Here is a 16,163-nt window from a genome sequence, read left to right as displayed (position 1 = left end):
CGTTTTGTTGCATGATTACAGTTGGTTAGTCTGAATGTTCGCCTTTTTGGTTAATTATCAGTCTCATGGCTTGAAAATAAAACACCTTCAACCATAATACTTCCCCTAATATTTCCCTTAAAACTATTAAATAATAATTAAGTATTGTACTGGTTCAACTATGGCAACGGTAACTCGCGGTAAAATATTCGTAGGGTTGGCCGGATGGGCTGTATTTGCTATTCAGCCTGTGCAGGCAGATGACCAACTCTTTATTCATCAGAAACAGCAACAACAAGCGTTAGAACAACGTCTAGAGGCAAAGGCACCGACTGTGCGGCTCAAGCGACCCGACGTGCTCCTGCCTGATTATCCTGATCGTGAGCATCCCTGCTTTACCATCAACGCTCTGCATTTGGAAGGGGATGCTGCCAGCCGTTTTCAATGGGCGCTGGAAGCAGCAAAAGACGCTAAAGGGCGCTGTCTAGGCAGGCAGGGGATTTTGCTGGCTATCAACAAGGTGCAGAACGCCATTCTGGCAAAAGGTTACGTCACCACCCGTGTGATGGTGCAGGAGCAGGATCTGACTCAGGGCGTACTGACGCTGACGCTCCAACCTGGCCGCATTGCTAACATCCACTTTGATGAGTCGACCTCCTGGCGTGGGCGGTTATGGAATGCCATGCCTGCCGCATCCGGGGATATTCTCAACCTGCGTGATATTGAGCAGGCGCTGGAAAATTTCAAACGGGTGCCCAGTGCTGAGGCTGATATTAAAATTGTACCCAGTCAGCAGGAAGCCACCAGTGACCTGCTGGTTAGTTGGAAAGAAAGTCGGCTCCCGGTTCGCCTCAGTCTGAGTCTTGATGACAGTGGCGCCAAAAGCACAGGCCGCTATCTGGGATCAGTGACCCTGGCGATTGATGCGCCTTTTGCCCAGAACGACCTGTTTTATGCCAACATCGGCAAGGATTTGTTTGAGCACGGCCCCTTTGGTAACCGTTCCCGTACCGTTAACTACTTCTTCCCGCTTGGCTACTGGTCTTTTTCCGCTAACTACAACGACTACACCTATCACCAGAATATCGCCGAGGTCAGCCAAGTGCTGACTTACCGCGGCAAGAGCGAGAATGCGCAATTTACCGTGTCTAGGCTGCTGTTTCGCAATCAGTCGCATAAAACTACCCTCAATATGCGCGTCTTTCACCGCCATTCTACGAATTCTGTAAATGGCGTCGAGATGGAACAACAGCGCCGCCGTACTGCTGGCTGGGAACTCGGACTCAGCCAGCGTAGCTACCTTGGCAATGTCACGCTAGACGCTAACACCAACTGGCGGCGGGGCACTGGAGCGTTTGGGGCCTTGCCGGCGCCTGAAGAAGCCTATCACGGGGGCAGTGCCCGTACCGGCATTGCCTTGGGCGATGTCAGTTTGAATATACCTCTCGCTTGGGGTAAGCAGCCTTGGCGTTATTACACCAGCGTACGCTGGCAGTGGAGCCGACATCCTCTGACGCCGCAGGACCGGATGTCTATTGCCGGGCGTTACACCGTGCGCGGGTTTGACGGCGAGCAGATGTTGTCCGGTGAAAAGGGATTGCTTTGGCGTAATGAGCTGGCCTGGAATGTGTTGTCGCGCGGCCACGAGTTTTACTGGGCAACAGACTATGGTCGTGTAGATGGACCGGGAACTCGTCATCTTGCCGGGCATCAGCTGGCGGGCGGCGCTTTGGGTGTACGTGGCACGTTGTGGGGGCGGTTCCATTACGACCTGTTTGCCGGGGTACCGCTCTACAAGCCAAAAGGTTTTCATACCCCGGGCGTGAGTAGTGGTTTCAGTGTCAACCTAGAAATCTGATGACGCCGGTCAACCTTGTCACAAGCACACGTTGCCTTTTATTTAACTCGGACATGATTTATGAACAAACAGTGTTATTGCCTTATTTACAGCCGCACGCACGGTGAATTGCGGGTGGTATCGGAACTGGCTCGCGGCTGCAATACTACGGCTGGGCAACGCTGCGGCGTATCGCGCCTGTGGGTGACGGTGCGTCGTGCGGTGTGGTTGCTAGGGATGGCACTGTTTACCGGGCAAGCGTCGGCTGGCGGCATCATGGCTGACGAACAGGCGGCGCACGCCCGGCGGCCGGAAGTCATAGTAACCCAAAACGGCCTGCCGCAGGTCAATATCAATGCACCTAACCGGGCAGGGATATCGCATAATCCCTACAAGCAATTTGATGTTGACCAGAGAGGCGCCATTCTCAACAACTCAGCGGTAATGACCTCCACCCAACTGGCAGGGATGATACAGGGCAACCCCCGGCTTGACCCGAACGCAGCGCCGGCCCAGATCATTATCAATGAGGTAAACAGTAGCAACCCCAGCCAGTTGCGGGGTTTTCTGGAGGTGGCCGGTGGCAGAGCGCAGGTGATTGTGGCCAACCCATCGGGAATTGTGTGCAACGGTTGTGGCACCATCAATGCCGGACGCATGACGCTGACCACCGGTAAGCCGCAATTGAACGCTGACGGCAGTCTGGCGGGGTATCAGGTAGAGCGTGGTTTGGTGCATATTGGGAGTGGAGGACTCAACGGTGATCCTCGCCATGACACCAAGTATGTCGATATTCTGGCACGTGCGGTGGCAGTGAATGCTGGCGTTTGGGCCAAAGAGGAACTTTCAGTGGTGGCGGGCCGAAACCGTATTAGTGCGGATGGTAAGACGGTTATGCCGCTGGGCGCGGATGGCAAGGCTCCTGAGTTAGCGATAGACATGGGACAGATGGGCGGCATGTATAGCGGCCATATTCGCATGATAGGCACCGATGCGGGTGTAGGTGTGCGTAATCATGGGGGACACTTGCAGGCAGGCAAGACGTTGATCGTAAGCAGTGAAGGTCGGCTCAGTTGGCAGTCGGAGGCTGTGGAGGCCGTCACTCAAGCTGGTGGCGATGTCACCCTGACCGCCAGAGATGGTATTGAACATCACGGTAAACTACACAGTGGCGGGCAGCTTGTCGTACAAAGCCGCGAAGGCGACATTCGTCAGTCAGGTACTCTGGCGGCAGCTGGCGACATCCAGTTGGCATCTGACCGAGGCATTCAGAGCAGCGGGCATTTGCTGGCAGGCAGCGATGTAAACAGCACGTTGACGCGCAAGGCGGATTTGACACTGAGCAGCCAGGGCAATATCCAAGCTAGAGGCAGTTTGCTGAGTAAAAGCGATGTCAGCGTGACTGGTCACAGGGTTGATGTCAGCCAAAGCAATCTGGCGGCCAGCCGTGTCGTGATTACGGCACAAGCCAGCGGCGTTGCCTTGCAACAGGCAAAGGTCGACAGCCGACAACTCACGGTGAACACCTCGGGCAATATTGAGGCGCAGCAGGCGCAGGTACGTGCTGGCCGTTGGGCGGTTGACGCTGACAGCTTGTTCACTCAAGGGGCTGTCTGGTCCCAGGTTGATGCTGGGGAAAGTCGTTTTGCGCTGACCGGTGTGTTGGATAACACCGAAGGCAGCATTGAAACCCGGCAACTTAGCCTGAATGCCGCTACCCTGAACAATCGACAAGGACGTCTGGTGGCGCTTGACGGCACGGCGCAACACTGGCGGGTGAGCGGCCTGCTGGACAATCGTGACGGCGGGGTGGTGGGTAGCAACGGTAATTTGCTTCTTGAGACTGGACATTTGAATAACCAGCACGGTACGTTGCAGAGCCAGTCAGCACTGAGCATCACGGCGGGAGCGGATATCGATAACGGCAAGGGCAAAATGCTGGCCGGTCAACAGCTGATCTTGAACGCTGCCGGTAGCGTCGACAACCAGTCTGGGGATGTAAGCGGTGAATACCTGCATATGACGGCACAAAGTCTGAATAATACGCAGGGCAAGGTAGTTAGTCAGGGACGTTTGCAGCTTGACACCCGTCAGGCAATCGACAATCAGCGTGGTACGTTGCAGAGTCAGTCGGCACTGAGCATCACGTCGGGGGCGGATATCAATAACGGTCAGGGCAGACTGTTGGCTGGTCAACAGTTGACCTTGAACGTCACCGGCAGCGTTGATAACCAGTCCGGAGAAATGAGAGGTGAAAACCTGAAGCTGACGGCACAGAATCTGAATAATACGCAGGGCAAGGTGATCAGTCAGGGGCGTTTGCAGCTTGCCGCCCATCAAGAGATTGACAATCAGCAAGGGTTGGTTGAGGCCGGTGATGTGCTGGATATCCGCACCGACGGCAGCTGGAATAACCGCCGCGGCATCGCACAAGGAAGCAAGCAGGTTGTAGTCTCCGTGCATGGTATCGACAACACCGACGGCAAACTGCAATCGGGTGGCGATCTGACGCTCGACAGTACGGGAGATGTCATTAATCAGGCAGGCACCTTGACGGCGCAGCAACACCTCAACTGACAGGGCGGCACGGACAGCCTGTTGAACAATGACGGGGGCAAATTGTTCAGCCGCGGTGCGATGTTGCTGAAAGGCTGGCAGCTGACCAACCGCCAGAAGGGAGTTGTTCAGAGCCAGCAGAAACTGACGTTGAACACCACTGGCAGCATCGATAACCAGTCCGGAGAAATGAGCGGCGAAAACCTGAAGCTGACGGTACAGAGCCTGAATAATGCGCAGGGAAAGGTGATCAGTCAGGGGCGTTTGCAGCTTACCGCTCATCAGTCAATTGACAATCAGCAAGGGTTTGTCGAGGCCGGTAATGCACTGGATATCCGCACCGACGGCATCTGGGGCAACCGCGGCGGCATCGCGCAAGGGGGCAAGCAGGTTGTGGTCTCCGTGCATGGCATCGACAACACCGGCGGCAAACTACAATCGGGTGGCGACCTGACGCTCAGCAGTACGGAGAATGTCATTAATCAGGCAGGCATCCTGACAGCGCAGCAATACCTCAACTGGCAGGGCGGTACGGACAGCCTACTGAACAATGATGAGGGTAAATTGTTCAGTCGAGGTGCGATGTCGCTAAAAGGCGGGCAGCTGACCAACCGCCAGAAGGGGTTTATTCAGAGCCAGCAGAAACTGACGTTGAACGCCACCGGCAGCATCGATAACCAGTCAGGAGAAATGAGCGGTGAGAACTTGTATCTGACGGCACAGAGCCTGAATAATACGCAAGGCAAGATGGTCAGTCGGGGACGTTTGCAGCTTGGCACCCATCAAGAAATTGACAATCAGCAAGGGTTTGTCGAGGCTGGTGATATGCTGGATGTCCGCGCGGACGGTAGTTGGAATAACCACGGCGGCGTCGCACAAGGGGGCAAGCAGGTTGTAGTCTCCGTACATAGCATCAACAACACAGACGGCAAACTACAATCGGGTGGCTATCTGACACTCAACAGTACGGGGGATGTCATTAATCAGGCAGGCACCCTGACGGCGCAGCAACACCTCAACTGGCAGGGCGGTACGGACAGTCTGCTTAACAATGACGCAGGCAACTTGTTCAGCCGCAGTGCGATGTCACTGCAAGGCGGGCAGTTGACTAACCGCCAGAAGGGGTTTATTCAGAGCCAGAAGGAACTGACGTTGAATGCTACCGGCAGTGTTGATAACCAGTCCGGAGAAATGAGCGGAGAAAACCTGAATCTGATGGTACAGAGCCTGAATAATACGCAGGGCAAGGTGATCAGTCAGGGGCGTTTGCAGCTTGCCGCCCATCAGTCGATTGACAATCAGCAAGGGTTTGTCGAGGCTGGTGATGCGTTGGATATCCGCACCAACAGCAGTTGGAATAACCGCGGCGGCATCGCACAAGGAGGCAAGCAGGTTGTAGTCTCCGTACATGGCATCGACAACACCGACGGCAAATTACAATCGGGTGGCGGCCTGACGCTCAACAGTACGGGGGATGTCATTAATCAGGCAGGCACCTTGACGGCGCAGCAGCATTTCAACTGGCAGGGCGGTACAGACAGCCAGCTGAACAATGACGGGGGCAAATTGTTCAGCCGTGATGCAATGTCACTGCAAGGCGGGCAGCTAACCAACCGCCAGAAAGGGTTTATTCAAAGCCTGCAAGAACTGACGTTAAATCTAACAGGCAATTGGGACAATCAAGGCGGAAGATTGGCCAGTAGCGGGAGCAGTACGGTGAATGCTCAGAGCCTCCTCAATGCGCAGGGGGAAATTCAGGTACTGGACACGCTTGATATGAAGTTCACTCGCGCACTAAATAACAGCAATGGTCGTATCTTCAGCAAGTTGAAGCAGTCCCTGCGTGCGGAAGATATTCTTAACGCTCAGGGATGGATAGGTAGTCAAGGTAGCTGGTTCGCCACGGGTAGCTGGTTTGACAACCGAGAGGGCAACGTGCTGAGCCAGCAGGAGACAACGCTTGCAGTAAGCGAGCTGAACAATCAAAAAGGCATCCTACAATCGGCGAGCGCGCTGGTGTTACGTGTGGCACAGGATATTGATAATCGGGTTGGTAAAATCAGCGCCCAGGGACGGCTGGATGTACAGGGCATTAAAGAGGGTACAGCGGTCGGAAGATTACAGAACGCCGGTGGGAAGCTACAGGCCGACGATGGTCTTGTTGTGACGGCACAGGGTGTGGACAACCAAAATGGCCTGCTCTACAGCCAGAAGCAGATGCAGCTGACCTTAAACGATACCTTGGATAATCGTCAGGGTAAGTTGAAAAGTGGTGGGGATATGCAGCTTGATGCGCAATTGCTGCTGAACGAGATGGGTTCGATGGACAGCCAGCAGCAGCTTGGGTTGCGCATTTTGGGATTGTTGGACAATACCCGAGGTATGGTGAGAGGCAACGGCGACCAGCAGATATCGGCTGAACGGGTTGATAACCGGCAGGGGGTGTTCAGCAGTCGGGGCGCTCTTGAGCTTGCCGCGAGTCGGCTTGATAACCCGGACGGCATGATTATCAGCCAAGGTGCTGGTACTTACCGCATTAACGTGCTCAATAATCAGCATGGCAAAGTTCACAGCAACAACACGCTAACACTCAGTGGCGAACAGCTGAACAATCAGGCAGGACAGCTAATATCAACCAAGGCGATGCGTCTCGGCAGTAAGCAGCTCAATAACAGCGGGCAGGGGAAAATCACCAGCCAGGATGCGCTGGTTGTGCAGGCCGATCGACTGAACAACCGCGAAGGCGGGCTGCTGTTGGGCACGATACACACCGACGTGACTGCTCGCGAGCTGGACAACACCGCAGGACGTCTGCAAAGCGCTGGAGCCCTAACGCTGTCGCACCTTAACGTGCTGGACAATCGTCAGGGGTATCTCTTAGCCAACAAAATACTCAACATCAATGTCGGTAACACCGGTGCGCCTTCTGTACTGACACTATTCAATCAGGGTGGTACCGTTCAGAGTGGGGAGCAGCTTGTGGTCAATGCCCACACCTTGAATAACCAAGGCGGGACATTGCTCAGCCAACAGGCGCTCACGCTTGCCGTGCAACAAGACTACACCCATCGGATCGGCGATACGCTGAGCAGTAACGGGGCGATGACCTTCTCTATTGCCGGTGTGCTGACCAATCAGGCCGACTGGTTGTTGCCGGGTAACCTGATTGTCAACAGCACCCATTTCACCAACCTAGGTGCCTTGGTCGGGAAAACATTGCAACTGACCACTGGGACATTGCGCAATTTGGGGCGTCTGGAAGCCGACAGCATGATGCTCACCAGCGACATTTTGGACAACCCGGCGACCATCATGGGTGATGACATCACGGTGCGTAGCCGGGTCATCGACAACTATGGGCGCGATGCGGTGATCGCCGCCACGGAGAGTCTGAACTTGCATGCCGGCGAGCGTCTGACCAACCGGGATGGCAGCCTGATCTATAGCAGCGGTACTCTACATCTTGGCAGTGATGACAAGATTGAGAATCGTGCGAGTCGCATTGAGGCTGACGGGGATATCTGGGTTGAGGCCAAACGGCTGGATAACCTGCGCGAAGGGCTCGACATCACGCGTGAGGCGGAAAAAAGCGATTACAAATGGCACCGTTACAACTACAACTGGCGCTCTTACGGTTCGACGGTCAATACCGACAAAAACACCGTAATGCCTACCACACAGCGTCTGATGTTCCGCGATGACGCTGCGGTGGAAAATAGTCGTTACGGTACCCTACTGGCTATCGATGCTACCGGCAAACGAGCGCAGGTGCGAGTGAAGGATAGCAGGGGGAAGATGCGTGAGCTGTGGGTGAACTACTTGGCTCTGACGCCGGGCAGCGACGGCGGCTACGACATGACGTTTTATGAGATGCGCGGTTTTCGTCAACATGCGGTGCCGACACCTTATCACAACACGGTCTGGCGCGAGCACAACCGGGGGCGGATTGAGCAATGGGACCCGGAGAAGCATGTCGACATTGCAGATGCGCCCTTTGTGACTGACTACAATAATTTCCGTGAACGCTCGACAACCGGGACGGTGACAAGGGACAAATTGATGTCTGCGGGTACCGGTGCCCATATTCTGGCGGGCGGCAACATGGTGTTGCGCATTGCTGATCAGCTGCTCAATGACGCCAGCACCCTCAGTGCCAACGGCGATTTGTCGATGAAAGGCGACGGCAAGGTCACCAACCGGGGCTATTCGGTGAACGAACGGTATCAAGAGTACATTGTCGATCACTACGACAGGGACACCAGGCATTGGTACCCAACCTTCAACCGTGACGAGACCAGAGCGTTGACCACCATTGACGGTATCATCACAGGGCATGGTAACGTCACTATCAACGGCGCACATTTGGAAAACACCACAGTCAATCAGGCGCAAATCAGTAGCGTCGGTGCGGCACAGAAGGCGGCGGAGGCCGAACGTGCGGAATGGGAACGTAATCCTCTGGCGGTGACGGTTGATGGGAAGGATTGGCAGACGGGAGATACGAAACTGACGCCGAGTAGCCGACCGCTCACACCGGATATCCTGCCATTCACACCGGGCAGTCAGCCGCTTACACCGGATATCCAGCCGCTCACGCCGGGAAGTCGGCCGCTCACACCAGACATTCAGCCGATTACGCCGAGTAGCCAGCCACTTACACCGAACAACCGGCCACTCACGCCGGCCGAACTGGCACTGACCAATAAACAACATCTCGGCAGTGTGGCAACATTTGTCCCTAATAACGGTTTGTTCCGTCAGCACCCGGCTGAAGGGAGTCCTTATTTGGTGGTGACCGACGAACGCTTTACCAGCAGAAGCCGGTTTATCAGCAGCGATTACCTGCTGCAACGAGTGGGATATGACCCGGTGCAGGCGCATAAACGCTTGGGTGACGGGTTCTATGAACAACGTCTGGTACGTGAGCAGGTGCTCAAACTGACGGGTCGTCCTTCTGTGCACGGCGAAGATGCTATGGAACAATACCAGTCGCTGATGAACAATGGTGTCAAGGTGGCAAAAGATTTCCATCTGGAACCAGGTGTGGCTTTGACGCCGACGCAAATTGCGGCGTTGCAGCAGGATATCATCTGGCTGGTGAGTGAGACGGTCGAGACTGCCACCGGCCCGCAGACAGTGTGGGTGCCCAAGGTCTATCTTGCCAACACTACTTTGCGGCTCACTGGAGATGGCGCCCTGATTGGCGGAGGCAATCTGAAGCTGTCAGCGAACAGTCTCAACAACGCCGGTAATCTGTTTGTTGATAAGGCGCTTAACATTGACGCCGGTCAGTTCCTACATCAAGGCGGCGATATCCGTGCAGACAGCATTAATGTGCAGGCGGATACTCTTACCCTGAGCGCCAATCTACAGGATGCGTTGCGTCAGGCAACGATGAGTGCACGTGAACTCAGCCTCAGCGGCGGGGATATCCGGCTGCAAGGGGCCAAACTTGGCGCCACGCAGAACCTCAGTCTGCACGCGCGCAACAATCTGGATATCACTGCGGCCAGAAGCACTGCCACGGCTGACCTTGAGGTGATTTCGGGAGCGATGGGCAATCGCAGCAGTAGCGGTATGGAGGACCCCGGAAAGCGTATGGCGCAGGTTAGCGGTGAGTGGCAACAGGCACTTGGCAGTACGCTGAATGCCGGTGGCGACCTCAGCTTGGCCGCTGGGCAGGACATTACTCTGCAAGGGAGTCAGGCTAAAGCTGGGGGAATTACCCGCTTGCAGGCAGGTGGGGACGTGAAATTACTGGCGGAAACCACTACCAACCGCACACATTTGGAAGCCAACAGCAGCACTTCATCGGTGAGTAACCGTCGTGAGGAAGACCGACTGCACCTCAGTACACTGAGCGGTGATAAAGAGGTGACAATTCGGGCGGGAGAAAACCTAGTGGCTGAAGGGACTCAGGTTGACAGTCAATCAGGCAGTATCGGTTTGAGCGCACAAGCGGTTACCATTAAGGACGCCAGTCAGCACATTACCGACAAGGATAGTGAGCGCAAGCGTGAAGGCAGCACGAAAAGTCAGAGGGAAATGGAGACTATCAGCGATAGCGCTGTGGGCAGCACCTTTAGCGGGCGTGATGGCATTACAGTCGTGGCCCATGAGAGGGATATTACAGTCACGGGCAGTACTCTGCACAGTGAGCGGGGCGCACTTGCGCTGCGGGCGAAAAAGGACATTACGCTTAACAGTGCCACTGAGCGTGATTATCAATTCTCGGAAGAGCGTTCAGAGAAAAAAGGCTTCTTATCGAAGAGCAGCAGCCATACGGTACAGGAAGATAGCGTCACCCGCGAGAAAGGCACTCTGCTCAGTGGCGACAGCATCAGCATCACGGCGGGCAACGACTTGGCGGTGAGTGGATCAGCGATAGCCGGGGATAAGGATGTGACCTTGCAGGCGGGTAACAACGTCGATATCACTGCGGCCACTGAAACCCAATCCCACTATTTGCTGGAAGAGAAAAAAAAGAGCGGACTGCTTAACAGCGGGGGAATTGGTTTTACCGTGGGCAGTCAGTCCACCCGTCATCAGATCAATGAAGACGGCACTACGCAAAGCCAGAGCGTTAGCACGGTGGGCAGCAGCCAGGGCAATGTGAGCATCACAGCTGGCAATCGCGCACATATCGGCGGTGCGGATCTAGTGGCGGGCAAGGATCTCAGTATTACCGGCGACAGCGTGCAGATTGACACGGGGTATGACAAGCGCACTCGGACGGAGACGTTCGAGTCGAAACAAAGTGGGTTAACCGTGGCGTTGTCAGGGACGGTGGGCAGTGCGCTCAATACTGCGGTCAGCACGGCACAGCAGGCCAGAAAAGAGAGTGACGGGCGGCTCAAAGCCTTGCAAGGCACTAAAGCGGCACTGTCTGGCGCACAAGGTTATCAGGCCTGGCAGCTCAGTCAGGCGGAGTCTGCGAAAGCTGATGCCATTAATCAGGCGGGCGGTAAGGCCGACAAACCGAACGACACCATCGGTATTCAGCTCTCTTACGGTAGCCAGTCATCGAAATCCGAAACCCGTACTGAACAGACACAATCGCAGGGGAGTAGCCTGAGTGCGGGGCAGGATATCCGCATCAAGGCCACCGGAAACAATGCGGTTGCTGACAGCGGCAATATTCTGGTCAAAGGCAGCAGCCTGAAAGCGGGTCGTGATATAGAAATGGACGCTAAACGTGATGTCGTGCTGGAATCTGCCGAAAATACCCAGACTACCAGAGGTAAAAACAGCAGCAAAGGCGGCAGTGTCGGTGTGGGGCTGACTGCTGGGCAGGGCGGTTACGGTATTAAATTCTCTGCCAGCGTCAATGCAGGCAAAGGCCATGAAAAAGGCGACGGGGTGACCCACACTGAAACATTGGTCGATGCGGGTAATCAGGTCACCCTAAAATCTGGGCAGGATACGACGCTGAAAGGGGCACAGATCAGCGGGGATAAAGTGACTGCCGATGTCGGCCGTGGCTTGCGCCTGCAAAGCGAACAGGACAAAGACAATTACGACAGCAAACAGGAGAATGTCAGCGCTGGCGCTGGCTTTACGTATGGTTCGATGAATGGTTCGGCAAGTGTGAATGCCAGCCGTGACAAAATGCACAGTAAGTTTGACTCAGTGAAAGAGCAGACGGGTATCTTTGCAGGCCAGGGCGGTTTTGATATCAAGGTCGGTGAGCATACCCAGTTGGATGGTGCGGTGATTGCCAGTACGGCAGATAAAGACAAAAACCGTCTGGAGACTGGGACGTTGGGCTTTAGTAATATCGAAAATAAAGCGGAGTATAAGACTGAACATCAGAGTGTGGGGGTTAGCACAGGTGGCGCGATTGGCAGCCAGCTGACGTCCAACATGACGTCAAATATGCTGGCGGGCACCAATAGGAGCGACAGTCAATCGTCCACGACTCATGCGGCAGTAGAAGACGGTACGATTATCGTGCGTGATAAGGGCAGGCAAAAACAGGATATAGCAGAGCTGAGTCGTGATACGAAAAATGCCGCCAACGGTCTGACACCTATTTTCGACAAGGAGAAGGAGCAACGACGGCTGGCACAGGCGCAGGCTATCGCCGAAATCGGTGTCCAGGTGATGGATATCTACAATACCCATGAGGCGATTAAGGCGACGAAAACCGCGACGGAAAAGCTGAAAGATCCACAAACGCAGTTGAAACTGAAACAGGATGCTGAAGAGCAACTGAAGAAAGAAGGTAAAGCAATCGATGCAAAAAGCCTTGCTGATCGGGCATATAAGATAGCTTATGACGGTGCCATAAAAGATCAGGGTGCTGATATTGGCAGCTCGAAGCGTCAGGCTGTCACGGCCGTGGTCGGCGCACTTCAGGGACTAGCCGGGGGTGATATTAAGGCCGCGATTGCCACTGGTGCGGCACCGTATCTGGCGAATGCGGTGAAAAACCTGACCTATAATGGTAAAAAACATTATGATGAACTGACGGCGGAAGAAAAAGCCACCAATCTGGCGGCCCACGCGATTTTAGGTGGGGTGATTGCCGAAATGAAGGGTGGTTCTGCCACTGCGGGGGCGGTGGGCGCGGCAGGCGGTGAATTAGCGGCGTCGGCCATTGCCAGTGTGCTCTACCCGGATAAGAAACCGGGCGAGCTGTCGCCGGATGAGAAGGAGAAAGTCAGTAATCTGGCGACACTGGCGGGAGGACTGGCAGCGGGACTGGCAACGGATTCGACAGCAGGCGGTGTAGCCGGGGCGCAGACGGCGAAGAATGCGATTGAGAATAACTATCTTTATGAAGACGAAAGCCACCGTTTTGATAAAGAGTTGGCCGAGTGTAAGGCCAAAGGAGGAGACTGCGGTGCAGTTATTCAGAAGTATTTAGACATCAGCAATAAGAATAGTGCCGAATTAGAGGAAAAATGCAAAGGAGGTGGTATTACCTGCGTGACTTATGAAGAAATTATTCAAGTAAATACGAATGTTGCGCTTGATGAGGGATCGTTACAAATTCGATTGTCAGAGAAATTAAAAGATCCCGACGCCATCAAGATAGTGCAGTATTTGAATGGTAAGGATTTGCAGTTTTTGAAGGATAATATTACCACTTCTAACAGAGTTGCCGCTGTCGCCTTAGATCCAACTTCATGGCCTGTAATGGTCTTTGGTGCAAAGGCAATCATTCAGGGGGCGAAAGGGAAAGAGCAGCTACTTGCGGCAGGCGTCACCAGTGGTGTAAATGCAGCTATTCAATATGGCACAACAGGAGAAGTGAAGTTATCTGATGTAATTGGAGCAGGTGTTATCGGCGCTATCACAGCAGGGAAAGATTATAACCCAACCGTTACCTGGAATGCAGTAGGCGGCTATTACACCGCAGAAATCAAAGGAGATGATCCTTTCTTGAATGCAATAATAAGTAAAGGCGGAGCCAGTGTCGGATATGCGGCTGGTAATGTTCTGAAAATCCCAATGGAGAAGATTCTCAATCCAATATCGAAGCAACTTGAATGGGAACCAATCGGGATTTGGACAATTACAAAGCCTGTGAAACAAAGTTCAATTCCATCAGTGGCTGGTAACGTTGGTGATTCAGTAACATCAGGTATATTTAACGATAGCATGGGGAAAGCTATAAAAGATAAGGCGCAACAAGATGAAAAAAAATAAGTCTATATTAGCTTTGTTGTATTTATCTTGTTCTTTTTTTCTCTTCATATTTTTTATGTGCATACTAGCTGCAACACTTGGCTATTGGGTTGGAGGTGGAAAAGAAATTTTCCACTTCATTAGTAGCAACATTAGTATGTACTTGAAAGTCAGTACATCTGGATTTCTAGTCGGCTTTGTGCTTTGGTTATTTGATATTCGTTAGTTACCCGATAAGAACGATCCCAGCTGTTGAGCTGGGATTTTTTTGTTATTGAGAGAGTGTAAATGAGCTGTAATGTTCCGGTGAACTCACCTTGCGTGGTGAGATAACAACAAAATGGGATGTTAACGGAAGGGATTCTCAGGCCAGGGCAGCAGCTCATTCAACCGATTGTTCGGCCAGACAGGCAGCCGGCTGAGGACATCACGTAACCAGACCCAGGGCTCATGTCCGTTGGCTCTGGCGGTTTCCAACAGGCTCATTATCATGGCGGCACGTTGCCCCGCGGGCAGTGAACCCGCAAAAAGCCAGTTCTTTCGCCCGAGCGCCACACCCCGGACCGCATTCTCCGCCCGGTTGTTGTCTATCGGCACCCGGCCGTCATCCAGATAACACACCAGCGCCGGCCAGCGCTTCAGCGTGTAATCTATCGCTTTGCGTAACCCAGAGTGGGAGGCCGTTTGGGTCTGCATCGTCTGCAACCAGGACCGGAACTCATTCAGCCACGGCCGGGCATAACGCTGTCGCCACTGACGCCGTTTATCCGGCGGCCGGTGTTTGATTTTTCGCTCCAGCTTGTACAGGTCGCGAATGCCATCCAGCGCCTGTTTCGCTACCGAACTTTGGCTCGCTTTGTATTGGTCAAAGAATTTACGGCGGGCGTGGACCCAGCAACCCGCTTCGGTGATATCCGCCCGGGCATGCAGCGCGTTGTAACCGGCATAATCATCCGTCACCAACGTGCCGCCCGACCAGTCTTTCAGCAGGCTCTGGGCATAACGGCCACTGCGGCCGGGATGCAGCTCATAGTACACCACTGCCGGCGAGGTATCGGAGCCGGTGACAGACGTCCACAGGTAAGCCCGCTGGGTCTGGCCTTTTCCCGGGGCCAGTATCGGCAACGGGGTCTCATCGGCATGCAGCACGGGGGACGTCAGCAGTGTCTGCTTCAAGGCATCGGCCAAGGGTTGCAACGCCACCGCCACCTGCCCCACCCAGTCCGACAGGGTGCTGCGGGCCAGGGTCACGCCGCTGCGGGCATAGATTTGCTGCTGACGGTAGAGCGGCAGGTGGTCACGATATTTGGCGACCACCACCTGAGCCAGCAACCCCGGCTCCGGAAGGCCCTTTTCAATCAGATGGGCGGGCTGGGCTTTGGCATGAATTCGCTGGCAGGCCGCGCAGCTGTACTGCGGACAGACATAACGCCGGACAACAAACGTCGCGGGGCGATATTCCAGTCGCTCACTGACTTCATCACGCAAAAAGCGCAGGGCATGACCGCAATCCGGGCAGCTCTCCGTCTCCGGCGCCAGCCGGATATCTTCACGGGGTAAAGTCGCCGGCAAAGGCTGACGTTTAGGCTGGGCCGGGGTCATCCAGCGCGATTAAGTCATTGAGCGTCATGCCGACAGTGTACCGGATAATTCCCCGTCGTTATCCGGTAAAAGTGTGACCGGGATAGCGGAATTAGCTTCGCCAGCCGGACAGGTCATCTCCCTCGACTTGTTGCCAGTGGATGCCGCGGATGAGCCAGTCAAACTGGGCGGGCGTCATCACCCAGCTGCGCTCGCCCTGCTTCGGCCAGACAAAATGGGCCCGGCGCAGACGGCGGGTACACAGCCAGACGCCGTGTCGGTCCCAGCGCAACACCTTGAGACGGGAGCGGGCCTTGTTGCAGAAAATAAAAGCGGCTCCGTCCTGCCAGCGCAAATTCAGTCCCTCGAGGTGTTGAGTCAGGGCATCGATGCCCCGGCGCATGTCGACGGGCTCTCGCACCAGAAAGAGCTGTTGCGGTTTCAGCATCGGGCCAGTACCCGCATCACGTCAGGCAACAGCGTCAATGGACAGGCGATGGCATAGCCGTCTGGGGTATGCAGGGTGACGGTGGGCGCGTCGTCAGGCTGGAGTGAAACCGGCAAGAGGGCGGGCAGT

Annotated in this window: 4 protein-coding genes and 1 pseudogene; 3 read left to right on the top strand and 2 right to left on the bottom strand. The window is 54.7% G+C overall.

Annotated features, from left to right (window positions below):
* The first annotated feature begins 160 nt into the window (after positions 1 to 160).
* From EAE92_RS15885 to EAE92_RS15875, 3 genes are read left to right on the top strand one after another with little or no spacing between them, the layout of a single operon-like run.
* Positions 161 to 1,837: a ShlB/FhaC/HecB family hemolysin secretion/activation protein gene (locus EAE92_RS15885; protein ID WP_214068777.1), complete on the top strand. Its 1,677-nt coding sequence runs from the start codon at positions 161 to 163 to the stop codon at positions 1,835 to 1,837.
* Positions 1,838 to 1,897: 60 nt separating this feature from the next.
* The gene (locus EAE92_RS15880; RefSeq protein WP_214068776.1) at positions 1,898 to 4,393 is read left to right on the top strand and encodes a two-partner secretion domain-containing protein; all 2,496 of its coding nucleotides are present in this window, start codon (positions 1,898 to 1,900) and stop codon (positions 4,391 to 4,393) included.
* Between the two features lie 21 nt (positions 4,394 to 4,414).
* Complete coding sequence (locus EAE92_RS15875) at positions 4,415 to 14,026, top strand: hemagglutinin repeat-containing protein (RefSeq protein WP_214068775.1); 9,612 nt, start codon at positions 4,415 to 4,417, stop codon at positions 14,024 to 14,026.
* A 327-nt stretch (positions 14,027 to 14,353) separates the two neighbouring features.
* On the opposite strand, the pseudogene tnpC reads toward EAE92_RS15875, so the two are convergent.
* Positions 14,354 to 15,604 (bottom strand): annotated as a pseudogene (gene tnpC, locus EAE92_RS15870) (IS66 family transposase); the annotation flags it as partial.
* Between the two features lie 94 nt (positions 15,605 to 15,698).
* Positions 15,699 to 16,034 (bottom strand): IS66 family insertion sequence element accessory protein TnpB, encoded by a 336-nt coding sequence (tnpB, locus tag EAE92_RS15865; RefSeq protein WP_214068774.1) that lies wholly within the window; start codon positions 16,032 to 16,034, stop codon positions 15,699 to 15,701.
* Positions 16,035 to 16,163: the final 129 nt, after the last annotated feature.

It is taken from the genome of Photorhabdus hainanensis (genome assembly GCF_018448965.1).
Taxonomy (GTDB): Bacteria; Pseudomonadota; Gammaproteobacteria; order Enterobacterales; family Enterobacteriaceae; genus Photorhabdus; species Photorhabdus akhurstii.
The sequence above is the reverse complement of the archived record's forward strand: the minus strand, read 5'-3'. Positions and strand labels throughout refer to the sequence as shown.